At 42.3% G+C, this 24342-nt stretch carries 28 protein-coding genes; 16 read left to right on the plus strand and 12 right to left on the minus strand.

The window, feature by feature from the left end:
• The first annotated feature begins 185 nt into the window (after positions 1-185).
• Complete coding sequence (locus PVK63_RS09495) at positions 186-473, plus strand: co-chaperone GroES (RefSeq protein WP_060993308.1); 288 nt, start codon at positions 186-188, stop codon at positions 471-473.
• A gap of 40 nt (positions 474-513) precedes the next feature.
• Entirely contained in the window at positions 514-2160 is a 1647-nt protein-coding gene (groL, locus tag PVK63_RS09500) for a chaperonin GroEL (RefSeq protein WP_130088158.1), read from the plus strand.
• Positions 2161-2569: 409 nt separating this feature from the next.
• Here the strand turns inward: groL and tpiA are convergent, their stop codons facing one another.
• The gene (tpiA, locus tag PVK63_RS09505) at positions 2570-3340 is read right to left on the minus strand and encodes a triose-phosphate isomerase (RefSeq protein WP_130046168.1); all 771 of its coding nucleotides are present in this window, start codon (positions 3338-3340) and stop codon (positions 2570-2572) included.
• Between the two features lie 273 nt (positions 3341-3613).
• On the opposite strand from tpiA, the gene PVK63_RS09510 reads away from it, so the two are divergent.
• The gene (locus PVK63_RS09510; RefSeq protein WP_274440200.1) at positions 3614-3958 is read left to right on the plus strand and encodes a 5-carboxymethyl-2-hydroxymuconate Delta-isomerase; all 345 of its coding nucleotides are present in this window, start codon (positions 3614-3616) and stop codon (positions 3956-3958) included.
• 20 nt (positions 3959-3978) lie between these two features.
• Here the strand turns inward: PVK63_RS09510 and PVK63_RS09515 are convergent, their stop codons facing one another.
• A complete protein-coding gene (locus tag PVK63_RS09515; RefSeq protein ID WP_274440199.1) occupies positions 3979-4332 on the minus strand; it encodes a DUF3135 domain-containing protein in 354 nt (117 codons plus the stop codon).
• Between the two features lie 278 nt (positions 4333-4610).
• The gene (glpX, locus tag PVK63_RS09520; protein ID WP_130049067.1) at positions 4611-5618 is read right to left on the minus strand and encodes a class II fructose-bisphosphatase; all 1008 of its coding nucleotides are present in this window, start codon (positions 5616-5618) and stop codon (positions 4611-4613) included.
• 366 nt (positions 5619-5984) lie between these two features.
• On the opposite strand from glpX, the gene zapB reads away from it, so the two are divergent.
• A complete protein-coding gene (gene zapB, locus PVK63_RS09525; protein WP_130046164.1) occupies positions 5985-6227 on the plus strand; it encodes a cell division protein ZapB in 243 nt (80 codons plus the stop codon).
• Positions 6228-6820: 593 nt separating this feature from the next.
• Here zapB and rraA read toward each other — a convergent pair.
• The 7 genes from rraA to PVK63_RS09560 form a co-directional block, all read right to left on the minus strand.
• Positions 6821-7318 carry a ribonuclease E activity regulator RraA gene (gene rraA, locus PVK63_RS09530; RefSeq protein WP_274440198.1) on the minus strand — a complete coding sequence of 166 codons (498 nt, stop codon included), beginning with the start codon at positions 7316-7318 and terminating at the stop codon, positions 6821-6823.
• A gap of 140 nt (positions 7319-7458) precedes the next feature.
• Positions 7459-8367 carry a 1,4-dihydroxy-2-naphthoate polyprenyltransferase gene (locus PVK63_RS09535; protein ID WP_130088155.1) on the minus strand — a complete coding sequence of 303 codons (909 nt, stop codon included), beginning with the start codon at positions 8365-8367 and terminating at the stop codon, positions 7459-7461.
• A 94-nt stretch (positions 8368-8461) separates the two neighbouring features.
• Complete coding sequence (locus PVK63_RS09540) at positions 8462-9331, minus strand: phosphoribulokinase (RefSeq protein ID WP_130046161.1); 870 nt, start codon at positions 9329-9331, stop codon at positions 8462-8464.
• A 111-nt stretch (positions 9332-9442) separates the two neighbouring features.
• Complete coding sequence (locus PVK63_RS09545; protein ID WP_130046160.1) at positions 9443-9685, minus strand: YheU family protein; 243 nt, start codon at positions 9683-9685, stop codon at positions 9443-9445.
• A gap of 47 nt (positions 9686-9732) precedes the next feature.
• Complete coding sequence (locus PVK63_RS09550) at positions 9733-10701, minus strand: hydrolase (protein WP_274440197.1); 969 nt, start codon at positions 10699-10701, stop codon at positions 9733-9735.
• A gap of 2 nt (positions 10702-10703) precedes the next feature.
• Positions 10704-11207 carry a TIGR02444 family protein gene (locus tag PVK63_RS09555; protein ID WP_274440196.1) on the minus strand — a complete coding sequence of 168 codons (504 nt, stop codon included), beginning with the start codon at positions 11205-11207 and terminating at the stop codon, positions 10704-10706.
• Complete coding sequence (locus PVK63_RS09560; protein ID WP_274440195.1) at positions 11191-13122, minus strand: ABC transporter ATP-binding protein; 1932 nt, start codon at positions 13120-13122, stop codon at positions 11191-11193. Before PVK63_RS09560 ends, PVK63_RS09555 begins: the two co-directional genes overlap by 17 nt.
• A gap of 149 nt (positions 13123-13271) precedes the next feature.
• Between PVK63_RS09560 and kefG the strand changes: the two genes are divergently transcribed.
• Genes kefG through slyD form a run of 4 tightly spaced genes read left to right on the plus strand, consistent with a single transcriptional unit; the run spans position 13272 to position 16498 of the window.
• Positions 13272-13814: a glutathione-regulated potassium-efflux system ancillary protein KefG gene (kefG, locus tag PVK63_RS09565; RefSeq protein ID WP_130049060.1), complete on the plus strand. Its 543-nt coding sequence runs from the start codon at positions 13272-13274 to the stop codon at positions 13812-13814.
• Entirely contained in the window at positions 13814-15604 is a 1791-nt protein-coding gene (gene kefB, locus PVK63_RS09570; RefSeq protein ID WP_130049059.1) for a glutathione-regulated potassium-efflux system protein KefB, read from the plus strand. Before kefG ends, kefB begins: the two co-directional genes overlap by 1 nt.
• 41 nt (positions 15605-15645) lie before the next feature.
• Positions 15646-15846, plus strand: a complete 201-nt coding sequence (locus PVK63_RS09575) for a YheV family putative zinc ribbon protein (RefSeq protein WP_207215691.1) — start codon at positions 15646-15648, stop codon at positions 15844-15846.
• 58 nt (positions 15847-15904) lie between these two features.
• Entirely contained in the window at positions 15905-16498 is a 594-nt protein-coding gene (gene slyD, locus PVK63_RS09580; protein WP_274440194.1) for a peptidylprolyl isomerase, read from the plus strand.
• A gap of 297 nt (positions 16499-16795) precedes the next feature.
• Here slyD and PVK63_RS09585 read toward each other — a convergent pair whose 3' ends face one another.
• Positions 16796-17020, minus strand: a complete 225-nt coding sequence (locus PVK63_RS09585; RefSeq protein WP_130046152.1) for a SlyX family protein — start codon at positions 17018-17020, stop codon at positions 16796-16798.
• Positions 17020-18033, minus strand: a complete 1014-nt coding sequence (locus PVK63_RS09590) for a WD40 repeat domain-containing protein (protein WP_274440193.1) — start codon at positions 18031-18033, stop codon at positions 17020-17022. Before PVK63_RS09590 ends, PVK63_RS09585 begins: the two co-directional genes overlap by 1 nt.
• Before the next feature lie 128 nt (positions 18034-18161).
• On the opposite strand from PVK63_RS09590, the gene fkpA reads away from it, so the two are divergent.
• From fkpA to fusA, 8 genes are all read left to right on the plus strand, one after another.
• Complete coding sequence (gene fkpA, locus PVK63_RS09595) at positions 18162-18956, plus strand: FKBP-type peptidyl-prolyl cis-trans isomerase (RefSeq protein ID WP_130049056.1); 795 nt, start codon at positions 18162-18164, stop codon at positions 18954-18956.
• Between the two features lie 170 nt (positions 18957-19126).
• Positions 19127-19831, plus strand: coding sequence for a helix-turn-helix transcriptional regulator (locus PVK63_RS09600; RefSeq protein WP_130046149.1), 705 nt, complete (start codon positions 19127-19129; stop codon positions 19829-19831).
• Entirely contained in the window at positions 19828-20220 is a 393-nt protein-coding gene (gene tusD, locus PVK63_RS09605; protein ID WP_130049055.1) for a sulfurtransferase complex subunit TusD, read from the plus strand. The genes PVK63_RS09600 and tusD overlap by 4 nt, the downstream gene beginning before the upstream one ends.
• 29 nt (positions 20221-20249) lie before the next feature.
• Positions 20250-20606: a sulfurtransferase complex subunit TusC gene (gene tusC / locus PVK63_RS09610; RefSeq protein ID WP_130046147.1), complete on the plus strand. Its 357-nt coding sequence runs from the start codon at positions 20250-20252 to the stop codon at positions 20604-20606.
• Between the two features lie 3 nt (positions 20607-20609).
• Complete coding sequence (tusB, locus tag PVK63_RS09615; protein WP_274440192.1) at positions 20610-20897, plus strand: sulfurtransferase complex subunit TusB; 288 nt, start codon at positions 20610-20612, stop codon at positions 20895-20897.
• Between the two features lie 165 nt (positions 20898-21062).
• Positions 21063-21437, plus strand: coding sequence for a 30S ribosomal protein S12 (gene rpsL, locus PVK63_RS09620; RefSeq protein ID WP_005417208.1), 375 nt, complete (start codon positions 21063-21065; stop codon positions 21435-21437).
• 94 nt (positions 21438-21531) lie between these two features.
• Positions 21532-22002 carry a 30S ribosomal protein S7 gene (gene rpsG / locus PVK63_RS09625; RefSeq protein WP_130046145.1) on the plus strand — a complete coding sequence of 157 codons (471 nt, stop codon included), beginning with the start codon at positions 21532-21534 and terminating at the stop codon, positions 22000-22002.
• Between the two features lie 134 nt (positions 22003-22136).
• On the plus strand, positions 22137-24233 hold the full coding sequence (gene fusA / locus PVK63_RS09630) for an elongation factor G (RefSeq protein ID WP_130049053.1): 2097 nt from the start codon (positions 22137-22139) through the stop codon (positions 24231-24233).
• Positions 24234-24342 lie beyond the last annotated feature (109 nt).

A 24342-nucleotide genomic window follows, 5' to 3' on the forward strand; every position in this document is an offset into this window, starting at 1 on the left:
TCGCTCGCAGGCTTCAGGGGCACTCGCTTTTGACCTTCCTGAAACCTGAGACCTGAATCCTGCTCTAGTTCTTTAAATATTTAGCCATAAACCCTTGCAATCCCCCCCTAAAAACCCCATTAATAAACCAAAGCCAAATCATGGCACTTTATTCTTAAATGGAAAATTATCAGGAGAGACGACCAATGAATATCCGTCCTTTACATGACCGTGTGATCGTTGAACGCCAAGAAGTTGAATCAAAATCTGCAGGTGGCATCGTGCTAACTGGCTCAGCGGCTGAAAAATCAACTCGCGGTACTGTTCTAGCTGTTGGCAAAGGCCGCATCCTAGAGAATGGTTCTGTACAACCATTAGACGTAAAAGTTGGCGATTCAGTGATCTTTGCAGAAGGTAATATCAAAGCAGAGAAGATCGAAGGCAAAGAAGTGCTGATCATGTCTGAATTTAACATCCTAGCGATTGTTGAATAATAAACGATATTAAGAAAAGAATTTAAAAAGGAAATTAAAGATGGCTGCTAAAGACGTTAAATTTGGTAACGACGCACGAATCAAAATGCTAGAAGGTGTAAACGTTCTGGCTGACGCGGTAAAAGTAACATTAGGTCCTAAAGGCCGTAACGTTGTTTTAGATAAATCATTTGGCGCACCAACTATCACTAAAGATGGTGTTTCTGTTGCACGTGAAATCGAGCTTGAAGACAAGTTCCAAAACATGGGCGCACAAATGGTTAAAGAAGTGGCATCTCAAGCAAACGATGCGGCGGGCGACGGTACAACAACTGCAACAGTTCTTGCTCAAGCTATCATTACTGAAGGCTTAAAAGCGGTTGCTGCTGGCATGAACCCAATGGATCTTAAGCGTGGTATCGACAAAGCAGTCATTGCAGCAGTTGAAGAACTAAAAGCGCTTTCTGTTCCATGTGCAGATACTAAAGCTATCGCACAAGTAGGTACTATCTCTGCTAACTCTGATTCAACAGTGGGTAACTTAATTGCAGAAGCGATGGATAAAGTAGGCCGTGATGGTGTTATCACAGTTGAAGAAGGCCAAGCGCTGCAAGACGAATTAGACGTTGTTGAAGGTATGCAGTTTGACCGTGGTTACCTATCTCCATATTTCGTAAACAACCAAGAAGCGGGTTCTGTTGATCTAGAAAGCCCATTCATCTTGCTGGTTGATAAAAAAGTATCAAACATCCGTGAATTACTTCCAACGCTAGAAGCCGTAGCAAAAGCATCTCGTCCTCTTCTTATCATCGCTGAAGATGTAGAAGGTGAAGCGCTTGCTACTCTAGTTGTGAACAACATGCGTGGTATCGTTAAAGTTGCTGCGGTTAAGGCGCCTGGTTTTGGTGACCGTCGTAAAGCTATGCTACAAGACATCGCGGTTCTAACTGCGGGTTCTGTAATTTCAGAAGAGATTGGTCTAGAGCTTGAAAAAGTCGTTCTTGAAGATCTTGGTCAAGCTAAGCGTGTAACTATCACAAAAGAAACAACGACTATCATCGATGGTTCTGGTGAAGAGACAATCATCTCTGGCCGTGTTTCTCAAATTCGTCAACAAATCGAAGACGCAACATCTGACTACGATAAAGAAAAACTTCAAGAGCGTGTAGCTAAACTGGCTGGCGGTGTTGCAGTAATCAAAGTTGGTGCTGCGACTGAAGTTGAGATGAAAGAGAAGAAAGACCGTGTTGAAGATGCACTTCACGCCACTCGCGCTGCGGTTGAAGAGGGTGTTGTTGCTGGTGGTGGTGTTGCACTTATCCGCGCTGCATCTAAAGTTGCAGGCCTTGAAGGTGACAACGAAGAGCAAAACGTAGGTATCCGTGTAGCACTTCGTGCAATGGAAGCGCCTATTCGTCAAATCACTAAGAATGCGGGTGAAGAAGATTCAGTCGTTGCTAACAACGTTCGCGCTGGTGAAGGTAACTACGGTTACAACGCAGCAACTGGCGTTTACGGCGACATGATCGAAATGGGTATTCTTGACCCAACGAAAGTAACGCGTTCTGCACTTCAGTTCGCTGCATCAGTTGCGGGTCTTATGATCACAACTGAAGCGATGGTTACTGATAAGCCACAAGACTCAGGTTCTGCAATGTCAGATATGGGTGGCATGGGCGGAATGGGTGGTATGGGCGGCATGATGTAATCATCCCCTGAGCCTATTGTCTAAATAGACAAGCGTTCAAATTGAGAGCCGAGGTTAACTTATTCGTAAGTGCCTCGGTTTTTTTATGCTTTGAAACTAGAGGCTATACGCTGCGCTAAATAGAGACTATAAGAGCGAGTATTATTGGCGTGGCAATGAATTAGGTTTCAGGTTTCAGGAAGAGCAGAGTTCAGATCGCAGCGCTTGCAGGGTTCAGAGGTGATAGCTGTAATTACAACGACCACCTCTGAACCCTGCAAGGGAGCTTGCGACCGATCTGAAACCTGAACCCTGCTCTTAAAAACAAAAAAAACCGCAGATGCTTTCACACCCACGGTTTAAAATTGTTCATAGAACCAAGTTCTTCCTCGCCCCTAGAGCGAAGCGTCCTAGTCCCTAAAACTTATAATTAAGCTTTTGCTTTAGCTGCTGCTTTAGCGATAGCTGCAAAGCTTTTCGCGTCAAGCGCTGCGCCGCCAACTAGAGCACCATCGATGTCTGGTTGTGCGAAGTAAGCTTCAGCGTTTTCAGGCTTAACAGAACCGCCGTATTGGATAACAACGTTCTTAGCAACTTCTTCAGATTTCTCAGCAATGTGAGCACGGATTTGAGCGTGGATGCGTTGTGCATCTTCAGCTGTAGCCGCTTTACCAGTACCGATAGCCCAGATTGGTTCGTAAGCGATGATCGCGCCTTCAAGAGCTTCAACGCCTTGAGTGTTGATTACAGCGTCAAGTTGACGTGCACATACTGCAACCGTTTCGCCAGCTTCGTTTTGTGCTTCAGATTCACCGATACAAAGAACAGGAGTTAGACCGTTCTCTTTTAGGAATGCGAATTTCTTAGCAACAAACTCGTCAGATTCAGCGTGGTATTCACGACGCTCAGAGTGACCGATGATGATGTGAGTTGCACCGAACTCTTTAAGCATAGCTGGAGACATGTCGCCAGTGAAAGCACCGCTGTTGTTTAGATCAGTGTTTTGAGCACCTAAGATGATTGCGCTGCCAGCTTCAGTAAGTGTACGCTCAGCAAGGTCAACGAAAAGTGCTGGTGGAGCAACTGCAACGTCTACGCCTGTAACGCCTTCAAGTTCAGCATTAAGACCGTTTAGTAGTTCAACAACCATTTCTTTGCTGCCGTTTAGTTTCCAGTTACCCATAACTACAGGATGACGCATAGGATTCTCTCCAATTCAAATTAATGTAAAAAACTTGCGTAAAAATATAACAGATTTTACGACAGATTTAGTGTCTAAAATCATTTTTATGCATAATTTTAGCGCTTTTATTTCGAAGTGCGAAAGATTATTAACTGAATAGATGAGATTTTCGCTCGTTCTTAAGTGTGATTCATTAGGCACTTTTATATTGAGGAGATTGTAACTTACGCGCTTTCACTGAATGATGGAAAAATAATCATTCATTTAACGCAGTATGAAAAGGAAGTAATAATGCCGCACTTAATCATGGAATATTCAAACTCAGCTGAGGATCGTTTAAATACGCAGGGGTTGTTAGAAGATCTGCATCAGGTGGCGATAGATTCAGAGTTGTTTTCAGTTAATGATGTGAAGTCTCGTGCGATCCGCGTTCATTCTTGGTTGGTGGGTGATAAGGGTAACAGTGCTGATTTTATTCATATAACGGTAGAGTTATTATCGGGAAGAACGCCAGAGCAGAAACGAGAATTAAGTCGCGGATTAATGGATGTATTAGTAGAGCAAGCCAATCACATTGATAGTTTAACCATCAATGTGAGAGATATGGAGCAAGAGAGCTTTCAAAAAGTAGGATAGAAAATAAAACAAACCCTCTTTTAATGCTTTGTATTATTTGATGAGCGATTATTGGCATTCGGAAATTGAATAATGTCTGCCGCTTGATGCTCATCAATGGGTTTATTTAATGAATTAGCAAAACGTACAAACTGCTTACCAAGCTCTCTCCCTAATAATATATTGATGTGATTAGGGTTATTACCTCTTTCAATAATACGCTCAATGTGGCTTTGCTGTGCGAGCAGGGGCCCTTGATGTGCTTCCGGTACACTTTCAATAAACTCCATACTAAGTTGATGTCGTAAGGCTTCTAATTGTTCAGGGGATTTTTCTGCTAATGCTTTGAGTTCATCGAATGAGGGAATGTCGATGTGATGATATGAATGCGGCATTGGCTGACTCCTTGTCTTTTGTATCAATAGATTCAGCTTAGTTGGGGTTTTCAGGTTTTGAGAAAGTGTGATGGGAGAGATTGAAGGGGTGTCTCACTTTTGAGAGGGAGGAGCAGGATTCAGATCGCTTCGCTTAAAGGGGTCAGGGGGACTCGCTTTTGATCTTCCTGAATCCTGCAAGGGAGCTTGCGACCGATCTGAAACCTGAACTCTCTAAAACAAAAAAACCGCAGATGCTTTCACACCCGCGGTTTCAAATTTATCAAAGAACGAAGCTCTTAAAGAATAATATCTCTAACTTCTTTGTCTTTACGCTCTAGATAATGAATAGACTTAATGCGACGGATCGTACGACAACGACCACGGATAAGTAGCGTTTCAGTCGTTGCAATATTACCTTGGCGAGTGATGCCTTCTAGTAAATCACCTTTCGTGATACCTGTAGCTGCGAAAACAACATCATCACTACGAGCCATATCGCTCATCTTTAAGATAACGTTCGCTTTAACGCCCATTTCTTCACAGCGTTTTAGTTCTTCTTCACCGTGAATACGGTTTTCTTCAGTATCGCCTTTTACTTCATGACGAGGAAGAAGACGCGCTTGCATGTCACCATCTAACGCACGAATAACCGCAGCAGAAACCACACCTTCAGGTGCGCCACCAATACAGTACATTACGTCAACTTCGCTATCTGGCATACAAGTTAAAATAGAAGCGGCGACATCTCCATCTGGTACTGCAAAGACACGAACACCCATCTTCTGCATGTTTGCGATTACTTCGTCGTGGCGAGGCTTAGCTAGAGTAGTCACCACTAAAGTATCTAATGGTTTACCCAATGCTTTTGCAATGTTTACTAGGTTCTCTTCTAGAGGAAGGGCTAAATCAATGGCGCCTTTTGCTCCTGGGCCAACAACCAGTTTTTCCATGTACATATCAGGGGCTTTTAAGAAACTGCCTTTTTCACCCGCAGCTAATACTGCAAGTGCGTTTGATTGGCCCATCGCAGTCATGCGAGTGCCTTCAATTGGGTCAACAGCGATATCTACAGCATCACCACCTGTACCTACGTTTTCACCGATGTATAGCATAGGCGCATCATCGATCTCACCTTCACCAATAACAATTTCACCACTGATGTCAGTCTTGTTCAGAAGTGTACGCATTACTTCAACGGCAGCACCATCAGCCGCGTTCTTATCACCGCGGCCAAGCCATTTGTAACCCGCTAATGCGGCACCTTCAGTAACTCGAGAAAAAGCCATTGCTAAATCGCGTTTCATAATTGCTCCGAATAAATCGATGAATAAGTAAAAATCGCGAGGATTTTAGCATAACAAAAAGGGAAACGTTTGCTTTTTGAGTAAAGATTCGATTTTTTTAGAATTCATCCGTTTGATTTATAGAAGAGAAGCCGTGCTTTAACTCAAATAATGAATTGAAAAATCTAGTTTTAGTATGAAGTTCGTTTTAATCTTAAGAAAGAACGTCAGATGTTGGTAAAATGTGCCGTTTTTTTGTTCAAATGATGCATTTTCAGCAATAACACTATGGCAGAATTGCATTTGCTGAGTAGAATAGAAAACATGTTTGTAGTGAGTAGTTAATTCGCTGCATATTCAATGACGAATACAGTTAAGGTGGCAGGAATGTCTTTAGAAATATTAGAACAACTAGAAGCTAAAGTTCAAATGGCAGTAGATACAATCGCACTGCTACAAATGGAAGTTGAAGAATTAAAAGAAACGAACGCAACGCTAACTCAAGATCTTGAGCAAGCAAATAACGGTCGTTCTGAAGTTGAGCAAGAAGCTCAGCGTGCACGTGATGAGCAAGCGCAATTTGAAGCTCGTATCCGTGGTCTGTTAGGTAAGATGGACGAAGTAGAGTAATTCTATTTTTTGAGTCGTAACTCTTCCATCTTCTGTGTTGTCGGTGCTCACTTATTATCATAAGCTCCGCGCCTCCGCCTTAAAGATGAAAGATTTACTTATCAAAAATTGAGAATTGGTTAACTAAGGCTTAGTTAGCGAAAGAATTTGAAACCGTAGGTGTGAAAGCATCTGCGGTTTTTTTGTTTTAAGAGCAGGGTTCAGGTTTCAGATCGGTCGCAAGCTCCCTTGCAGGGTTCAGAGGTGATAGTGGTAGTTAAAGCGGTCACAATTATAGTTCCTCCCCTTGATAGATAGATTATTGAGATCGGTGATGTTGATATAAGGGGAGGTTAGGAGGGGTTGTTAGTGATGAGTTTTGGTTTATCTGAATGGCAATAATATGCATAACCAACCCCCTCTAACTCCCCCTTGTATTAACCTATTCGCTTTCAATGGCTTATCGTATAAGGGGGAGAATCATTCTTTATTGCTGTAGCCACAGCGATCACCTCTGAATTCTGCAAGCAGAGCGATCTGAACTCTCGCTTTCTAACCTCTTAAGCAGCTTGTTGCGTCTTAAGCGAAGCGCTCTAAAGGCGAAGCCGTCTGCTCTACGCTTCCTCACCCATCTCTTCTAACGGCTCTTGAGAAATAATAATCCCCGTCGAATCCGCATACAGATGATCTTCAGGTAAGAAAGTCACGCTACCAAAGTTAACCGCGACATCCACTTCACCAATGTTCTGTTTTGCAGCACCAACAGGAATAGAGGCTAGAGCTTGAATACCAATATTAATTTCTTCTAGATAATCCACTTCACGAATACAACCATAGATAACCAAGCCTTCCCAACCATTGTGAGCGGCTTTTGCTGCTAAGTCGGCATCGATCAATGCACGACGTAATGAACCGCCACCGTCGACTAATAGCACTCGGCCTTCGCCTTTTTCATCGAGAACGCGGCTAATTAAGCCATTATCTTCAAAACATTTGATGGTCGTAATTTGGCCAGAGAAAGAGGTTTTTGCACCAAAGTGACTAAACATAGGTTCAACAACATCTACAAGGTCTAAATAAATGTCGCAAAGGGCTGAAGTATTATATTCCATGATGATGTCTACCTTTTGGTTGGTGTTAATAGCTTTTAGTAATGACTTAATATACGTGCTTAATAAGTCATTACTATGATGGGTAACAAGTTATGCGAACTTTATGACACTAGACCTCATTCAATATATTGAAGTTCACGTTATATTGATAAATATAGGCCAATAGAGAAGAAGATATTAGTGAATAACGCACATTGCACCACGGTTCCCATCATTGGTCGGATGGCTTCGCCATTAGGCGCACGCAGTACAGAAATTACATGATAAAGCGCGAATGGGCCTGCTAATAAAAATAACCAACCTACCAGTGAGTGAATTTGGGTGGCACTAAAAATGGCTAGGCAGAGAAAAGCTAACGCCATTAATACCGCGTGATATTTACGCCCCCAGTCACCGCCCATACGAACCACTAATGTCATTTTTCCACACGCTTCGTCGTTCTCAATGTCACGCAGGTTATTGATGTTTAATACAGCGACCGCTAATAAACCACAAGCGATAGCAGGTAAGAAAAGTGCTGAAGAGAGATGACCAGTGTGCAGATAATAAGTACCAGCGACACCCAATAAACCAAAGAAAATGAATACTGAAATATCACCCAAACCACGATAGCCATAAGGTTTATCACCCATGGTGTAGGCAATAGCGGCGCCTATCGCAAGCAAACCAAGAGCAATAAAGCCAATGATATCCATGGTTTGATGTAGCGACGAAAAGACTAAAACTAGGCCACTAATAATAGTCAGTACAATATTAATACCGATGGCTTTTTTCATCGTCTCTTGAGTAACAAGACCTGACTGCATGGCGCGTTGTGGACCAAGACGATCATCATTATCGGTGCCTTTTACGGCATCACCGTAATCATTAGCAAGGTTAGATAAGATTTGTAATAAGGTTGCAGTCACAAATGCCATGAGAGTGATGGTAGCTGAGGCGTGGTTGTTCCAATACGCTAATGCAGAGCCTGTCATAATAGAAGCAAGCGCAAGCGGTAAGGTTTTTGGACGAGCAGCACTGAGCCAAATAGCAAAAGGAGAAGTTTTCATAGCATCGCAAAAATAGTGAATAGAGCCTCTATTATTCACTATTTTTGGAAGAACCCCAAATTTGAAGAGAAAAAGGGAATATCAGTGAAATAAGTTAGCCGATTTTCCCTGTATCAATGAGTTGCTGTAATAGAGGACGAATGATTAATTCCATCGCAAAACTCATCTTTCCGCCAGGAACCACAAGCGTGTTATGACGAGACATGAAAGAGCCATCAATCATGGCAAGTAGATAAGGAAAGTCTACATTGCGGATGCCTCGAAAACGGATCACCACAAAGCTTTCATCTAAACTTGGAATGCCTTTGGCATTGAGTGGATTTGAAGTATCAACCGTAGGAACGCGCTGAAAGTTAATATGCGTACGAGAAAACTGTGGCGTGATGTAGTTGAGGTAATCGTCCATTGAGCGAACAATTGAATCCATTACTGCTTCTCGTGAATGCCCACGATCACGCGTATCTCGAACGAATTTTTGAATCCATTCCAAGTTTACAATCGGCACCATACCTATCAGTAAATCGACGTGCTGCGATACATCAATATCGCCATCCATGACACCACCATGCAGCCCTTCATAAAAAAGAACATCGGTATTATCTGGAAGATCTTGCCATGGAGTAAAAGTGCCCGGCATTTGATTAAAAGGAACGGCTTCATCAAAGGTGTGAAGATAGCGGCGATATTGTCCTGTGCCATCTAAACCATATTGACGGAAGAATTGTTCTAGAGCCGGAAAGTCATTCGCTTGAGGCCCAAAGTAGCTGATATGCTTACCTTGTTCTTTGGCTTTACGGATCTCAACATCCATTTCAGGACGCGTAAATCGATGAAAGCTATCCCCTTCAAGCCATGATGCTTTGATATTCATCATGTTGAACATTTTACGAAAGGCTTCAGAAGTCGTTGTAGTGCCTGCTCCGGATGAACCGGTAACGGCGATAATTGGATGTTTTGCGGACATGACAAACCCTGTCTGTGATTCTTGGCATCAAAGCCTAATAGCCAAGATGTTATAACAGGGTTGCATTAAATGATACGTTATCGTTTGAAATTTGTGATTAATTGAAAATGATTATTCAAATTCATGATTGGTGAGATTAGGATTAAAACGGGCTTTGGTTTGAATATCAACCGTTTCATGTAATTCTGAAAAAACCACCATCGCTTCACCATTTTTTAGCAATACTTTTATTTGGTCTACTTTTTCTTGATGGCTTATCTCAATTTCACCGTAATCCGTTCCTTCGCGAAGTACAAATTCGGAGATCAAATTTTCTAGTGTGTCTGGTGCAATGTCTTGCCAAGGAATGATCATACTGCTTATCTCATCCGTTTAATGAATAGCCATGAGTGGCGTTAAAATTATAGAACGTGTTGGAACCACTGATTTACCGTCGTCTCTAACCAGAAGTTTGGTTTGGTTAATGAACCATTAATAAAACCAACGTGGCCACCATGCTCTGTCAGTTGATAGTGTACACAGTTAGGCAAGGGATGAGTAGGGATCACGGCTTCTGTCATGAATGGGTCGTCTTTAGAGTGAATGATCCGAGTTGGGATATCGATGCTTTCTAAAAATTGTAAACCGCTGCATTGTTGATAATAGTCTTGCGCATTTTCATAACCGTGCATTGGGGCTGTGAGTAAATTATCAAATTGCAGTAAATCAGGAATGGCAGCGATCATCTCTTTATTTAAGCCAACAATCGCCTTTCGGCTGTCATTGATTTTTTTTATGCTATTGGTTTTCAATGAGCGTAATAAGTAGCTCTGATAAATTCGTGAGAACCCTTGCTGAATACGCTCCGAGCAAGCACTTAAATCAAGAGGGGCAGAGATAACCGTCGCGGCATTGAGTAAGGTGTTAGTGCGATATTTGGCGAGATAATTAACCAACATATTACCACCAAGAGAGATCCCTGTTGCGACTTTGGTTCGTTCAGGGAAGCGGGTATCAAGCATTTGGATAAAGAAGCGTGCGTCTTCGGTTTCACCAGAATGATAGGCTCTGGCTAAACGGTTTGGTACATCACTGCATCCTCGAAAGTGCATCATGACACCAAGCCAGCCTTGTTGTTTAGCGGCCGCGAGTAACCCATTTGCATACGGGCTTTCGAAACTGCCTTCTAACCCATGAAACAAGATGAAGAGTGGTTTATTCCCTGCTTTATTTGGGTTTTCACTCCATGCAAGATCAACAAAATCCCCATCAGGTAATTCAAGACGCTGCCAATAGGCATTAAACAGTGGGTTTCTGCGTATCAATCGTGGCAGAAGCGTTTGAATATGAGCGTTGGATAAGCCCTTTGCTGGTGTGAAAATGTCAAGCATCTTTAGCTACCTAGTCGTGATGTGAGTTCTAGCGAAAGAAGCAGGGAGCTTGCGTTTAATCTTGAGCAGTAATCGCTTAATAAGCTCGGTGACTTCTCTGTTGTTTTTACTTGTAATGGAATACGTAGTAACGCGGTGATGAGATCGTTTTGTTGTTGTTTTTCTATTTGAAGTTCAAACCGTAATGCGTCTTGATAGAGGGTTGGATCTTGAGCTTTTTTGATTTTTTTTCTTAACTGCCGATAGGTTTGAAGTAGTTCGTCACTTTGGCTAAGTGACACTTCAAGACACGAAAAGTGAGAGGGTGAAAAGTAGATATTAAATGAATCGAGCCAAGTAAGCAGCAAAGCAAGATTAACGTTACCATGATGCTTATCTTGCAGTTCTAATGCGGCTTGTTGTACGCCCTGTTTCTTGTAGTGAGAGAGCGAGAAAGACCAAAAGGCTTCACTGGTCAGTAAGGCCTTTTGTGATGTACTGATAGACGTATTACAGCTGAGCGGCATTCTCTTTTTCTTCAATTTGCTCTTGAAGATCCATCCATTCCATCTCGACTTCTTCAAGCTCTGATTTCGCAGAGGCTTGAATGGCTAGTACTTCGGTTAAGCGTTTTTTGTTTTCAGCTTCATATAAAGATACATCACCTAACTCTGCTTCGGCTTGGCTTAATGCTTCGTTCAATGTGTCCATTTTCTTTTCAAGCTTAGTGACTTCTTTACGCAATGGTGCAATTTGTTTTCTGAACTCCGCTTCTTTACGTTTCTGCTCTTTTTTATCAGCGGCGCTTAAGCTGGTTGAAGTGCTTGGGCTGTCCTGTTTATCTTGTTGAAGTTGTTCTTTACGCTCGTTTTTGTTTTGCTCTGTTAGCCACTTGTAGTAATCGGTTAAGTCACCATCAAAAGGGACGACTTGGCGATCATGAACTAAATACAGATCATCTGTGGTTGCACGAAGTAAGTATCTGTCGTGGCTGACGATAACCATTGCACCTTCAAAGGTTTGCAGTGCCATGGTTAGCGCTTGGCGCATATCCAAATCAAGGTGGTTGGTCGGTTCATCGAGTAGTAACATGTTTGGTTTTTGCCATACCACCAGTGCTAATACTAAACGTGCTTTCTCACCACCAGAGAACGGCCCAATCTTCTCTAATGCTTTTTCACCTTGGAAACCAAAGCTGCCTAAGTAATCACGCAGTTGTTGCTCGGTGTGATTTGGGGCAATTTGCATTAGGTGTTGCAGCGGGGTTTCTTCTACGTGCAGTGTTTCTAATTGATGCTGTGCAAAGTAACCAATTTTTACGCCTTGAGAGTAGTTGAATACGCCACTTTGTGGGGCTAACTCACCAGACAGTAATTTGATCAGTGTTGATTTACCAGCACCATTTCGCCCTAAGAGGCCAATACGACTTCCCGGAACTAGGTTTAAACGAATTTGCTCTAGAATGGTGTTGTTTTCATAGCCAGCACTCACTTCATCCATCATTAGAATTGGGTTTGGTAGTGCATCGGGTTCTCTAAAGTTAAAGCTGAATGGGTTGTCTAACTGTGCTGGTAGCACTTTTTCCATTTTCTCTAACGCTTTAATACGGCTTTGTGCTTGGCGCGCTTTTGACGCTTTATAGCGGAAGCGGTCAATGTATGACTGCATATGCGACATGTTCTTTTGTTGCTTTTGGTATTTAGCTTGTTGCAGTACCAGTTTCTCAGCACGTTGCACTTCAAATGACGAGTAGTTACCTGTGTATTCATTTAATTGTTGGTTCTCAACATGAATAATACGGTTGATAACAGGATCAAGAAAATCACGGTCATGAGAAATCAACATTAAGGTGCCAGGGTAGTTTTGTAGCCAACGCTCTAGCCACATTACGGCATCTAAATCTAAGTGGTTGGTCGGTTCATCGAGTAGCAATAGATCTGAACGACAAATTAGGGCTTGCGCTAAGTTTAAACGCATACGCCAACCACCAGAGAATTGAGTTAGATTCCATTCCATCTGTTGCTGTGAAAAGCCTAAACCGTTTAACAACTCTGCCGCACGAGAATTAATGGTATAGCCGCCAACGGTTTCTATTTTTCCGTGCAGCTCAGCCACTAGGGTGCCGTTGTCTGCTTCTTCGGCTTTTGCCAGTTGTGTTTCTAAACCACGAAACTCACGATCACCATCGATAACGTAATCAATCGCTTTGCGCTCTAAAGCTGGTGTTTCTTGAGCTACCCACGCCATTTCCCAGTTATGAGGAACACGGTTTGAACCGGCATCGACACTTAACTCGCCCTTGATGAGAGCAAAAAGAGTGGATTTACCACAGCCATTTTTTCCAACTAAACCGACTTTGTCACCTGGGTGAATGGTGGCAGAGGCTTGTTCTAATAAGGGCTTTCCGCCACGAAGTAATTGAATGTCTGAAAACGTAATCATGCTGTGGTGTGCTTCTCTTTGTTGGAAAAATAGTGAATACGAGGAGCATAGTAGGCGTAAGCGTGAAGATTGTCGATATAGAAATAGTCTGTATGATGGAGTAAAAGCCCCATTTAAAATAATAAGAAGAGACGTCTAAAAAGGAATTTATGACTCAGTTACCTAGAATATTAGTGATCCTCGCTCATCCTGATCCAGAACACTCGGTTGCCAATAAGGCGATCCTATCCGCTTATCATGATTTATCCCATGTCACCGTGCATGATCTCTATGCGCATTACCCTGAATTCTTTATTGATGTTATCTATGAGCATGAGCTTCTTGCCCAACATGACATTATCGTATTTCAACACCCACTGTATCTTTACTCATGTCCTGCTTTACTTAAGGAGTGGATGGATTGCGTATTAGGGAAAGGGTTTGCTTATGGTAATGGCAGTGCTTTAAAAGGAAAACAGTGGCGCAGTGTGATTACCGCAGGAGGCATTGAAGAGGCGTTCTCTGAGACGGGTTATAATCAACATACGATGGATGAGATTTTAATTCCTTTTAAGATCACTGCTGCTTTATGTCAGATGGAGTGGTTGACGCCGTCTGTTCAATATTGGGCTCGAAAAATCACAATTGAAAAGCGTCAGCAGTTTATTGATGACTATCGAGCGTGGTTATTGAACCCCAAAGGAGGCATTTAATGGCAGGAGAGTGGTTACATACGAGTTCGATTTTCTTAGCTGCTGCCGTGGTTACAGTACCTTTAGCGCAGCGATTTGGTTTGGGTGCCGTGTTGGGGTACCTGTTAGCCGGTATTGCCATTGGCCCGTGGGGATTACAGTTAATTTCTGATGTGGATGCGATTTTGCACTTTTCAGAATTTGGGGTGGTGTTGCTGCTCTTTTTGATTGGTTTAGAGTTAAACCCAAATAAATTATGGAAGATGCGAAAACCCATTATTGGTTTGGGTGGTAGCCAAGTGGTGGTGACCTCTTGTGTTATTACCGCCGCGATGATGTTTTACGGTCTGGCTTGGCAGGTGAGTGTAGTGATAGGCATGGGCTTAGCCTTGTCCTCTACCGCGATAGCTTTGCGAGTGATTGAAGAGAGAAAATTATCGGCATCAGAAAGTGGTCAATCGGGCTTTGCCGTATTGTTATTCCAAGATATTGCAGTGATCCCAATGCTTGCTGTGTTGCCTGTGTTAGCAGGAGGAGCGAGCGGTAACTGGATGGATGGCTTGTGGATACTGGCTGGCGTTATCGGTATTTTTACGTTAGGTCATTTTTTATTAAGGCCACTGTTTAGCTATGTTGTAAAAAGTGGTGCGAGGGAGTTATTTACCGTAGCTGCCTTGTTATTGGTCATTGGTGTTTCTGCTGCAATGAAGCAACTTGGTTTATCAATGGCGCTTGGGGCTTTTCTTGCTGGGGTACTATTGGCGGAAAGTGAGTTTCGTCATGAGTTAGAAGTGGCGATTGAACCCTTTAAAGGTTTATTACTTGGGTTGTTCTTTATTGCGGTTGGGATGTCGGTTAACTTAGGCTTATTACTGCAATACCCATTTGAGATATTGGCTGCTGTGATGATATTGGTGTCATCAAAAGGGTTTCTACTTTATGGCCTAGCTCGATTATTTGGTACGCAAGCGAAAGCGCGCAGTCAGATGGCGATGATTTTAAGTCAAGGTGGTGAGTTTGCGTTTGTGCTATTTACGGCTGCGCAAATGGAAGGGCTATTAAGTAGAGAATTGACGGCATTTCTATTAGTTGTAGTGAGCTTGTCGATGATGACGACGCCATTATTACTCATCGCTCAAGATAAATGGTTTACGAGAACACTGAATAGCGAAGACGAAATGCCGCAATCGGATTTTACTCATGCGACTCAGCCAAAAGTGATTATTGCGGGCTTTGGTCGATTTGGTCAGATTGTTGGACGTTTACTGTTTGCGAATAAAATTAAATTGACCATTTTAGAGAGTGACCCAAGCCAAATACGACTATTAAGAAAGTTTGGCTATAAGGTGTATTACGGCGATGCGACGCAAGTAGAGTTATTACGAGCAGCGGGTGCCGAAAAAGCCGAAGCGATTGTGGTTTGTAAGACGGATCCGCAAAAAGTAATGGAAATTGTGGCGTTGTGTAAACAGCATTTCCCTCATTTGAAAATCTTAGCGCGAGCGCGAAGTCGAGTTGAAGCGTATGAGTTGTTAAATCAAGGGGTGGATCACTTTTCACGAGAAACTTTTTATGGAGCCCTTGATTTAGGCCGACAAACCCTCACATCTTTGGGTATGCACCCTTATCAAGCAAAGCGCGCCGAATCTCATTTTAAAAAGTTAGATGTTGCTATGCTAAAAGAATTGTTACCATTGCACTCAGACGACAAGGTGCTGGCTTCTAAAGCGAAAGCGGCTCGAATAGAGTTGGAAGAGATTTTTGGTTTAGAGATGGAAAGCGAACGATCAAATCAGAACGATTGGGATTAATACCAACGTTGACTAAGATTGGTCCCATTAGCACAAGGATAATAACCGTGAAAAAACGATTTATTGCAGGTGCGGTTTGCCCATCATGCAGTACGACTGATACGCTACGTTGGTGGCAAGAAAGTAATATTGAACATGTTGAATGCGTGGAGTGCGGCCATGTGGATCGCAAAGCCCCAAAGTCGATAGAACAAACCAAACACGCGCAAGATGAAGTTATTGGTGTTTTTAAACCTGAATAACGGTATCTTAGCGGAAAATGAATACCATCCATTAATGCCAAGTGCATCCGGAGTTAAAATGAAAATTGAAAAGAACGTTGTAGTTAGCCTTGCTTACCAAGTTAAAACGGAAGAAGGTGTTGTTGTTGATCAATCAACGGTTGAAGCACCACTAGATTACCTACATGGTCACAACAACCTAATCGTTGGTCTTGAAAAAGCGCTTGAAGGTAAAGTTGAAGGCGACAAATTCAGCATCACTGTAACTCCTGAAGATGCATACGGCGAGCACATGGATGAGATGGTTCAACGTGTTCCTGCTAACGTTTTCCAAGGTGTTGATCAAATCGAAGTTGGCATGCGTTTCCTTGCTGATACAGACCAAGGTCCTATCCCTGTAGAAGTAACTGAAGTTGATGGCGACGAAGTTGTTGTTGATGGTAACCACATGCTTGCTGGCCAAACGCTAGATTTTGATGTTGAAGTAGTAGCACTACGTGCAGCAACTGAAGAAGAAGCGGCACACGGTCACATCCACCAAGAAGGCGGCTGTGGTGGTCACGATCATGATCATGATCACGAAGGTGGTTGTTGTGGTGGCGAAGGCCATTCTCACGATCATGAGCACGAAGAAGAGCACGTATGTTGTGGTAAAGGCAACTGCGCTAAGTAATCTTAAGAGCAGGGTTCAGATCGCTGCGCTTAAAGGGTTCAGGGGCGTATGTGGTGAGGTTTCAGTTATTAACTAGAAACTCTACGCTGCGCTAACTAGAGTCTATAAAGGCAAATGCAGAGCTGGATGTTGTGCTTAGAATTAGAAAGACCATAGGTGTTGAGCCTGTGGTCTTTTTTTTAAGTAGAGTTCAGATCGCTGCGCTAGCAGAATTCAGAGGTGATTGTTGTAATTACAACGATCACCTCTGAACTCTGCAAGGGAGCTTGCGACCGATCTGAATTCTGAAATCTATTTCTAGTAATGCGGTGGTGGTGTCTCTTCTGACGCATCCGCCATATTCGATGAATCCATCGTCTTCATCTTACCGACCATGAACTTCATTTGAACTTGCATATTCGTGATCAGTAATTGTTGTTGTGATAAGGCATCGTTTAACTCATCAATGGTTTGTTCTTGGAATGCCATTTTGTATTCTAAATCACTGATCTTATCTTCTAATTCTTTAATATCTGTCGTCATTATTCTATCAACCAAGCTTGAGCTATTCCGGCTGAAGTAGCGGAAACGACTCGTTGTTTTTTATCAATGGCGACATCATACACTACCGCTGTTGGTGGGCGTGCATCTTTTAATGGTTCAGAGCGCCATTGTTCTTTCTTCTTACCTGATAACGTGTCCCATAACATGACACTACCAGAGGGAGAGCCTGTCATTAAATAATGGCCATCGTCACTAAAACGAGCACTAGAGAAGACTTGTTGACGAGCAAAGGTACGTAGCTTAGATATTTTCTCACCCGTTTTTAAATGCCAGATAAAGGCTTCATTTCCACCATCTGCGGTTAAGGCGTATTTGCCATCTCGCTGTAGTGCGAGGCGATTTACGCGTTTCTCATGCTCAAAGGCATGTAATATCTGACCTGTTTGCGTATCCCAAAAATAAGCAAAATGGTCATTACCACCTGATAAAGCAAATTTCCCATTGGCTGAGAGAGCAACAGAATTGACCTTTTCTCTATGAGCTAGGAACTCCAAACGGCGGCCAGTAGCTAAATCGATATAGATCGCCTTGCCATTGGATAAGCCAAGCAATACTTGTTGGCCATTACTCGCAATATCAATATCTCGAATAATGCCGTCTGAGATAGACCATAACCCTTCAGAAATGCCCATACCTAAATCCCAAACAGCAAAATTGGTTTGTGTTGCGGTAACCGCAAAGCGAGAATTATCGGAAATGGTAATATGAGAAACCGTCGAATCATGCTGATCTTGAGCACCAAAATAGGTAAGCTCTTTATTATCAACTAAGTCCCAAAAGTGTAATCCGCTTTTCGTGTCACTGTCAGTATTAATGGCATTAGAGCCTTTTTTTACGAAGAACAGCCCGAAACGAGCGTCGCGACTTAACGCGAAACTTGTCGTACCTTGGGTGGCAACTTCCCAGCGCTGTTGGTCTGAATTGCTAAAGAAACAGCCTGATAATGTCAGCGTAATGACAAAAATTGCTATGTATTGAGATATAGCGCGCATCAAATTGAACTACTCGTTTGTAATGTGTCTATAACTACTAGTATATTGTGCTGAAGTATATTTCTCACCTTTATCTAAAGAATTGAATAAGAAATTGAGGCAAGACCTCAAATAATCGGAGTTTTGAAATGAAATCTATCTTTAAAGTATCGTTACTTGCTGCAACTGTTGCCTTTGTTGTTGGTTGTCAGAAAGAAGAAGCACCAAAAGCAGAAGCAACTACCTTACCTGCAAAAATTGAAGCGTCAGCAGAAGGTGTAACTGCATCAACGTTCGCATCTGATGATGAAAAAGCAGGTTATGCAATCGGTGCATCACTGGCTAAATACCTAAACTCGAACTTAGAAAAGCAAACAGAACTTGGCTTAGACCTTAAGAAAGCAGATGTACTTGCTGGTGTTACTGATGTGTTTAATGGCAAAGAACGCCTAACAGACGAAGAAATTCAGGTAGCTCTTCAAAATCTAGATCAGCGTGTTGCTGAGATTGCACAGCAAAAAATGGCGGCTGAGTCTGAAGCAAATATCAAAGCGGGTACTGAATACCAAGAGAAATTTGCAAAAGAAGATGGTGTAATGAAGACGGATTCAGGTCTTCTATATCAAGTAATTACACCAGCTGAAGGTCCTAAACCTAAAGATACTGATACGGTAGTTGTTCATTACTCAGGTACACTAATCGACGGCACTAAGTTTGATAGCTCTTACGATCGTAACCAACCAGCGACATTCCCACTGAATGCAGTAATTCCTGGTTGGACTGAAGGTGTTCAGCTTATGAATGTTGGTTCTAAGTACAAGTTTGTGATTCCTGCTGAATTAGGTTACGGCGCACAAGGTAATCAAGCTATCCCTGCAAACTCTACATTGGTATTTGATGTAGAGTTGCTTGAGATTAAAGATGCTGCAAAACCAGCAAAATAATTATCTCTAGAATTAAATAATCTAAACTTTGTTTTAGATCACTGAATTAGCCCCGGCACTTGCTGGGGTTTTTTATTTTCATGCAAATATTCTGATAAACTTGATGTAATTATTTTAAGTCGTAAGTCTTAGCAAGTAATGTTAAGCCGACAATTTTACGTTGGTAGATTATGAATATTGAAAATATCGCAGAAGAGAGTCTATCTGAGGTGGTGTCATTTACTGAATTTGATCATCATATTCTGCGCTCTTACGAAGCCGTTGTTGATGGCATTGCGAGTTTAATTGGTAGTTATTGCGAAATCGTTTTGCATTCACTTGAAGACATCAATAAATCTGCGATTCGAATTGCTAACGGAGAAAATACAGGCCGTAAAGTGGGTTCACCTATCACTGATTTAGCGCTACAAATGCTTAAAGATATTGAGCGTTCTAAGCGTAATTTTTCTCGCTCTTACTTCACTCGTGCTAAGGGTGGTGTATTGATGAAGTCGATTACGGTTGCTATCCGTAATGGCGATGATCGAATTATTGGCTTGCTTTGTATCAATATCAACCTTGATGCACCTTTCTCTCAAGTACTGCATTCATTCATGCCGAGTGAAGAAGCGAATGAAGCCGCTTCAAGCGTAAACTTTGCCAGTGATGTTGATGAGTTAGTCGATCAAACCGTAAAACGTACCATTGATGAAATTAATGCCGATAAAGAAGTCGGTAATAACGCGAAGAATAAACAGATTGTTATGGATTTATATGACAAAGGTATTTTTGATATTAAAGATGCGATTAACCGCGTTGCTGATCAACTAAATATATCTAAACATACGGTCTATCTTTATATTCGCCAAAGAAAAACAGAGGATGGCGAAAAGTGAGTTTGCGTTATGGATTAGTTGTTAATGGTTCAGCTTATGGAACTCAAGCTTCTAGACAGGCCTTTCAGTTTGCACAAGCCTTGATCGAGCAAGGTGAGATTTTAGAAAAAGTCTTTTTTTACCAAGATGGTGTGCTTAATGCTTCCTCTTTGATTTTACCGGCTAATGATGAATTCGATATTACTAAGGCGTGGCAAGCTCTGGCTAAAGCACATAATGTCGAGTTAGAAACGTGTGTTGCAGCAGCATTGCGTCGTGGTGTCATTGGTTACGAAGAAGCGGAACAAAATAAAGTCGAGCAGCATAATTTGGCTTCTGGGTTTAAACAGGCTGGATTAGGTGGATTAGCAACAGCGTTATTAACGTTTGATCGCGTTATTCAATTTTAATTCTTCACGTTCAACAGAGTAGGTTAGTAATGAATCGAATTGGATTTGTATTCCAAAGTTCACCGCACTCCACGACAAAAGGCAGAGAGGGGTTAGATGCCATTCTTGCTGCGTCAGCATACAGTGAAGACATTCATATTTTCTTTATTGGCGATGGTGTATTGCAACTGCTTGAAAATCAGCAACCAGAACAAATATTATCTCGTGATTATATCTCTGGATTTAAAATGTTAGCGCTGTACGATCTAGAAGAAATCTTTGTGTGCCAAACTGCGTTATCAAATCGTGGATTACAGGCAAATAATCTAAACATTGATGTTGATGTTATTCCCAATCAACAGATTAATGAGAAGTTAGCGCAATGCGCTCAAGTAATGGTGTTTTAAATTATGCTGCATATCTTAACTAATACAGATAATTTACAAGCACTTTATCGTAAAGAATTACCGGTAAATGTAGAGCAGGATGTATTTTTATTAACACAAGACTGCGTTTATGCAGGCATGTTGGATCATAAAGATCATTTAATGATCCTGTCTCTTAAGCAATGCTATTTTTTACAAGAAGATATGGAGGCAAGAGGTTTGAAAAGCTTAATTAGTGATAATATTCAACTGGTTAGCTATTCTTCTTTTGTCTCTCTTACCCAAGAATATTCCCCTGTGGTGACTTGGTAATCCGGGGCTATGAGCAAGAAAGCAAAATTATTTTTAAATTGTTTATTAATAGTGCTGTATATTTCTTGACACATATCACGTTCAGCCTTAGAATTTCGCGTCCCTATTTCCATAGGGATATAGATTTTTCAAAAGTTTTCGAACCTCTAATCAGGAGCTATTTTAATGGCAACTATTAACCAGTTGGTACGCAAGCCACGTGCAAAGCAAGTTGTTAAAAGCAACGTGCCTGCGCTAGAAGCGTGTCCACAAAAACGTGGTGTATGTACTCGCGTATATACTACTACTCCAAAAAAACCGAACTCAGCTTTACGTAAAGTATGTCGTGTTCGTCTAACTAACGGCTTTGAAGTTACTTCATACATCGGCGGTGAAGGTCACAACCTTCAAGAGCACTCAGTTGTTCTTATCCGTGGTGGTCGTGTTAAAGATTTACCAGGTGTGCGTTACCACACTGTTCGTGGTGCACTTGACTGTGCAGGCGTAAACGACCGTAAGAAAGGTCGTTCTAAGTACGGTGTGAAACGTCCTAAGTCTTAATGGAATCCGTTAAGTAAGGCCAAACACTAAATATTTGTAATTTGAAGAAACTGAAAAGTTTTGGATAACCTGAAGACAACAACGGAGAAATTCCATGCCACGTCGTCGCGTAATAGGCCAACGTAAGATCCTTCCAGATCCTAAGTTCAAATCTGAGCTGTTGGCAAAATTTGTAAACATCGTAATGGTTGACGGTAAGAAATCAACTGCTGAAAAAATCGTTTACGGTGCACTAGAATTAATGGCTGAGAAATCTGGTAAAGATCACTTAGCTGTATTCGAAGAAGCTCTTGAAAATGTTCGTCCATCGGTGGAAGTTAAATCTCGCCGTGTGGGTGGTTCAACTTACCAAGTTCCTGTAGAAGTACGTCCGGTTCGCCGTAACGCACTTGCTATGCGTTGGATGGTTGATGCTGCGCGTAAGCGTGGTGAAAAATCTATGGCTCAACGTCTTGCTAACGAAATGTTAGACGCGTCTGAGAACAAAGGTACTGCGGTTAAGAAACGTGAAGACGTTCACCGTATGGCTGATGCTAACAAAGCATTCGCTCATTACCGCTGGTAATACCGAAGGTGCAGCAGTCCTTGCTGCACCTTACTTCTTTATTTCCCATTTAGTAATACACTTAGCCATTATCGCTATTTCAATGCATATGCGTTGGGAAATAGCAATAATCCCTAAGATAAGAGGATACAACCGTGGCTCGAAATACACCTATTGAGCGCTACCGTAATATCGGTATCTGTGCTCACGTAGATGCAGGTAAAACTACAACTACTGAGCGTATTCTGTTCTATACTGGCCTTTCTCATAAAATCGGCGAAGTTCACGATGGTGCTGCTACCATGGATTGGATGGAGCAAGAGCAAGAGCGTGGTATCACAATTACCTCTGCAGCAACTACGACTTTCTGGCGTGGTATGGATGCACAATTCCAAGATCACCGTATTAACATCATCGATACTCCTGGACACGTTGACTTCACTATCGAAGTAGAGCGTTCTTTGCGTGTGCTTGATGGCGCTGTTGTTGTGTTCTGTGGCTCATCAGGTGTTGAACCTCAATCTGAAACTGTATGGCGTCAAGCGAACAAATACGGCGTTCCTCGTATCGTGTTTGTTAACAAGATGGACCGTGCAGGTGCGGATTTCTTACGTGTTGTAGACCAAATTAAAAACCGTCTTGGTGCAAATCCTGTTCCTATCCAATTAAATATTGGTGCAGAAGATGATTTCAGAGGTGTTATTGACCTTATCAAGATGAAGACCATTAACTGGAATGAAGCAGATCAAGGCATGACCTTCTCTTATGAAGAGATCCCAGCCGATATGCTTGAGCTTGCAGATGAATGGCGTCAAAATCTAGTTGAAGCAGCGGCTGAAGCCTCAGAAGAGCTGATGGACAAATACCTTGAAGGTGAAGAGCTGTCAGAACAAGAGATCAAAGAGGCACTACGTACTCGTACATTAAATAACGAGATCGTATTGGCAACGTGTGGTTCTGCATTTAAAAACAAAGGTGTTCAAGCGGTACTAGATGCTGTGATTGAATACTTACCTGCACCGATTGATGTTCCTGCAATCAAAGGTGTGGATGAGGATGATAATGAAGTTGAGCGTCACGCTGACGACAATGAACCATTCTCAGCGTTAGCATTTAAAATTGCGACAGACCCATTTGTTGGCTCACTAACCTTTATGCGTGTTTATTCTGGTGTTGTTAGTACTGGTGACGGTGTTTATAACTCAGTAAAACAAAAGCGTGAACGTTTTGGCCGTATCGTTCAGCTTCATGCTAATAAGCGTGAAGAAGTGAAAGAAATACGTGCGGGCGATATTGCAGCAGCGATTGGCTTAAAAGACGTAACAACAGGTGACACTCTGTGTGATCAAAATGCAAAAGTGATTCTTGAGCGTATGGAATTCCCAGAACCGGTAATTCAAATTGCAGTAGAACCAAGAACACTTGCAGATCAAGAAAAAATGGGCATCGCACTAGGTAAACTAGCGGCAGAGGATCCATCTTTTAAAGTAGAAACTGATGTCGAATCAGGTCAAACACTGATTTCTGGCATGGGTGAGCTACACTTAGATATTATCGTTGACCGTATGAAGCGTGAATTCAGTGTTGAATGTAACGTTGGTAAGCCTCAAGTGGCATACCGTGAAACTATCCGTGGTAGCGCGGAAGTGGAAGGTAAATTCGTACGTCAATCTGGTGGTCGCGGTCAATACGGTCACGTATGGCTGAAAATCGAACCATCAGAACCAGATGCTGGTTTCGTTTTTGTAGACGAAATTGTAGGTGGTGCCGTTCCTCGTGAATACATCAGCTCAGTAGCGAAAGGTATCGAAGAGCAAATGAATAACGGCGTGTTAGCAGGTTATCCTGTACTCGACGTTAAAGCGACGCTGTTTGATGGCTCATACCACGATGTTGACTCCAATGAAATGGCGTTCAAGATCGCGGGTTCAATGGCATTCAAGAAAGGTGCGCTTGAAGCACAACCTGTTATTCTTGAACCAATGATGAAAGTTGAAGTAACCACTCCAGAAGACTGGATGGGTGATGTTGTTGGTGACTTAAACCGTCGCCGCGGCATGATTGAAGGTATGGACGACGGCGTTGCTGGATTAAAAATAATCCGCGCTCAAGTTCCACTTTCTGAAATGTTCGGTTATGCAACATCTTTGCGTTCTGCGACTCAAGGTCGAGCGTCTTACTCTATGGAATTCGCCGAATATGGTGAAGTTTCTAAGAATGTTGCCGATAGAATCATCGCTGAACGCGGATAAAATACTCAATACCCTTGCGTCAAGAGCAATTGACGCATAAAATAGCAAATTCTGGCGCGCCTTATCACTGTTCGGTAGGGCGAATCATAACTAGGAAGGAACACGATCG

Origin of the sequence: Aliivibrio sp. S2TY2, from assembly GCF_028765525.1 — a bacterium.
Classification (GTDB): Bacteria; Pseudomonadota; Gammaproteobacteria; order Enterobacterales; family Vibrionaceae; genus Aliivibrio; species Aliivibrio finisterrensis_A.

Coding starts and splice junctions, on each gene's coding strand:
- PVK63_RS09495 (WP_060993308.1), top strand. CDS start 186: ATGAATATCCGTCCTTTACATGACCGTGTGATCGTTGAACGCCAAGAA.
- groL (WP_130088158.1), top strand. CDS start 514: ATGGCTGCTAAAGACGTTAAATTTGGTAACGACGCACGAATCAAAATG.
- tpiA (WP_130046168.1), bottom strand. CDS start 3,340: ATGCGTCATCCTGTAGTTATGGGTAACTGGAAACTAAACGGCAGCAAA.
- PVK63_RS09510 (WP_274440200.1), top strand. CDS start 3,614: ATGCCGCACTTAATCATGGAATATTCAAACTCAGCTGAGGATCGTTTA.
- PVK63_RS09515 (WP_274440199.1), bottom strand. CDS start 4,332: ATGCCGCATTCATATCATCACATCGACATTCCCTCATTCGATGAACTC.
- glpX (WP_130049067.1), bottom strand. CDS start 5,618: ATGAAACGCGATTTAGCAATGGCTTTTTCTCGAGTTACTGAAGGTGCC.
- zapB (WP_130046164.1), top strand. CDS start 5,985: ATGTCTTTAGAAATATTAGAACAACTAGAAGCTAAAGTTCAAATGGCA.
- rraA (WP_274440198.1), bottom strand. CDS start 7,318: ATGGAATATAATACTTCAGCCCTTTGCGACATTTATTTAGACCTTGTA.
- PVK63_RS09535 (WP_130088155.1), bottom strand. CDS start 8,367: ATGAAAACTTCTCCTTTTGCTATTTGGCTCAGTGCTGCTCGTCCAAAA.
- PVK63_RS09540 (WP_130046161.1), bottom strand. CDS start 9,331: ATGTCCGCAAAACATCCAATTATCGCCGTTACCGGTTCATCCGGAGCA.
- PVK63_RS09545 (WP_130046160.1), bottom strand. CDS start 9,685: ATGATCATTCCTTGGCAAGACATTGCACCAGACACACTAGAAAATTTG.
- PVK63_RS09550 (WP_274440197.1), bottom strand. CDS start 10,701: ATGCTTGACATTTTCACACCAGCAAAGGGCTTATCCAACGCTCATATT.
- PVK63_RS09555 (WP_274440196.1), bottom strand. CDS start 11,207: ATGCCGCTCAGCTGTAATACGTCTATCAGTACATCACAAAAGGCCTTA.
- PVK63_RS09560 (WP_274440195.1), bottom strand. CDS start 13,122: ATGATTACGTTTTCAGACATTCAATTACTTCGTGGCGGAAAGCCCTTA.
- kefG (WP_130049060.1), top strand. CDS start 13,272: ATGACTCAGTTACCTAGAATATTAGTGATCCTCGCTCATCCTGATCCA.
- kefB (WP_130049059.1), top strand. CDS start 13,814: ATGGCAGGAGAGTGGTTACATACGAGTTCGATTTTCTTAGCTGCTGCC.
- slyD (WP_274440194.1), top strand. CDS start 15,905: ATGAAAATTGAAAAGAACGTTGTAGTTAGCCTTGCTTACCAAGTTAAA.
- PVK63_RS09585 (WP_130046152.1), bottom strand. CDS start 17,020: ATGACGACAGATATTAAAGAATTAGAAGATAAGATCAGTGATTTAGAA.
- PVK63_RS09590 (WP_274440193.1), bottom strand. CDS start 18,033: ATGCGCGCTATATCTCAATACATAGCAATTTTTGTCATTACGCTGACA.
- fkpA (WP_130049056.1), top strand. CDS start 18,162: ATGAAATCTATCTTTAAAGTATCGTTACTTGCTGCAACTGTTGCCTTT.
- PVK63_RS09600 (WP_130046149.1), top strand. CDS start 19,127: ATGAATATTGAAAATATCGCAGAAGAGAGTCTATCTGAGGTGGTGTCA.
- tusC (WP_130046147.1), top strand. CDS start 20,250: ATGAATCGAATTGGATTTGTATTCCAAAGTTCACCGCACTCCACGACA.
- tusB (WP_274440192.1), top strand. CDS start 20,610: ATGCTGCATATCTTAACTAATACAGATAATTTACAAGCACTTTATCGT.
- rpsL (WP_005417208.1), top strand. CDS start 21,063: ATGGCAACTATTAACCAGTTGGTACGCAAGCCACGTGCAAAGCAAGTT.
- rpsG (WP_130046145.1), top strand. CDS start 21,532: ATGCCACGTCGTCGCGTAATAGGCCAACGTAAGATCCTTCCAGATCCT.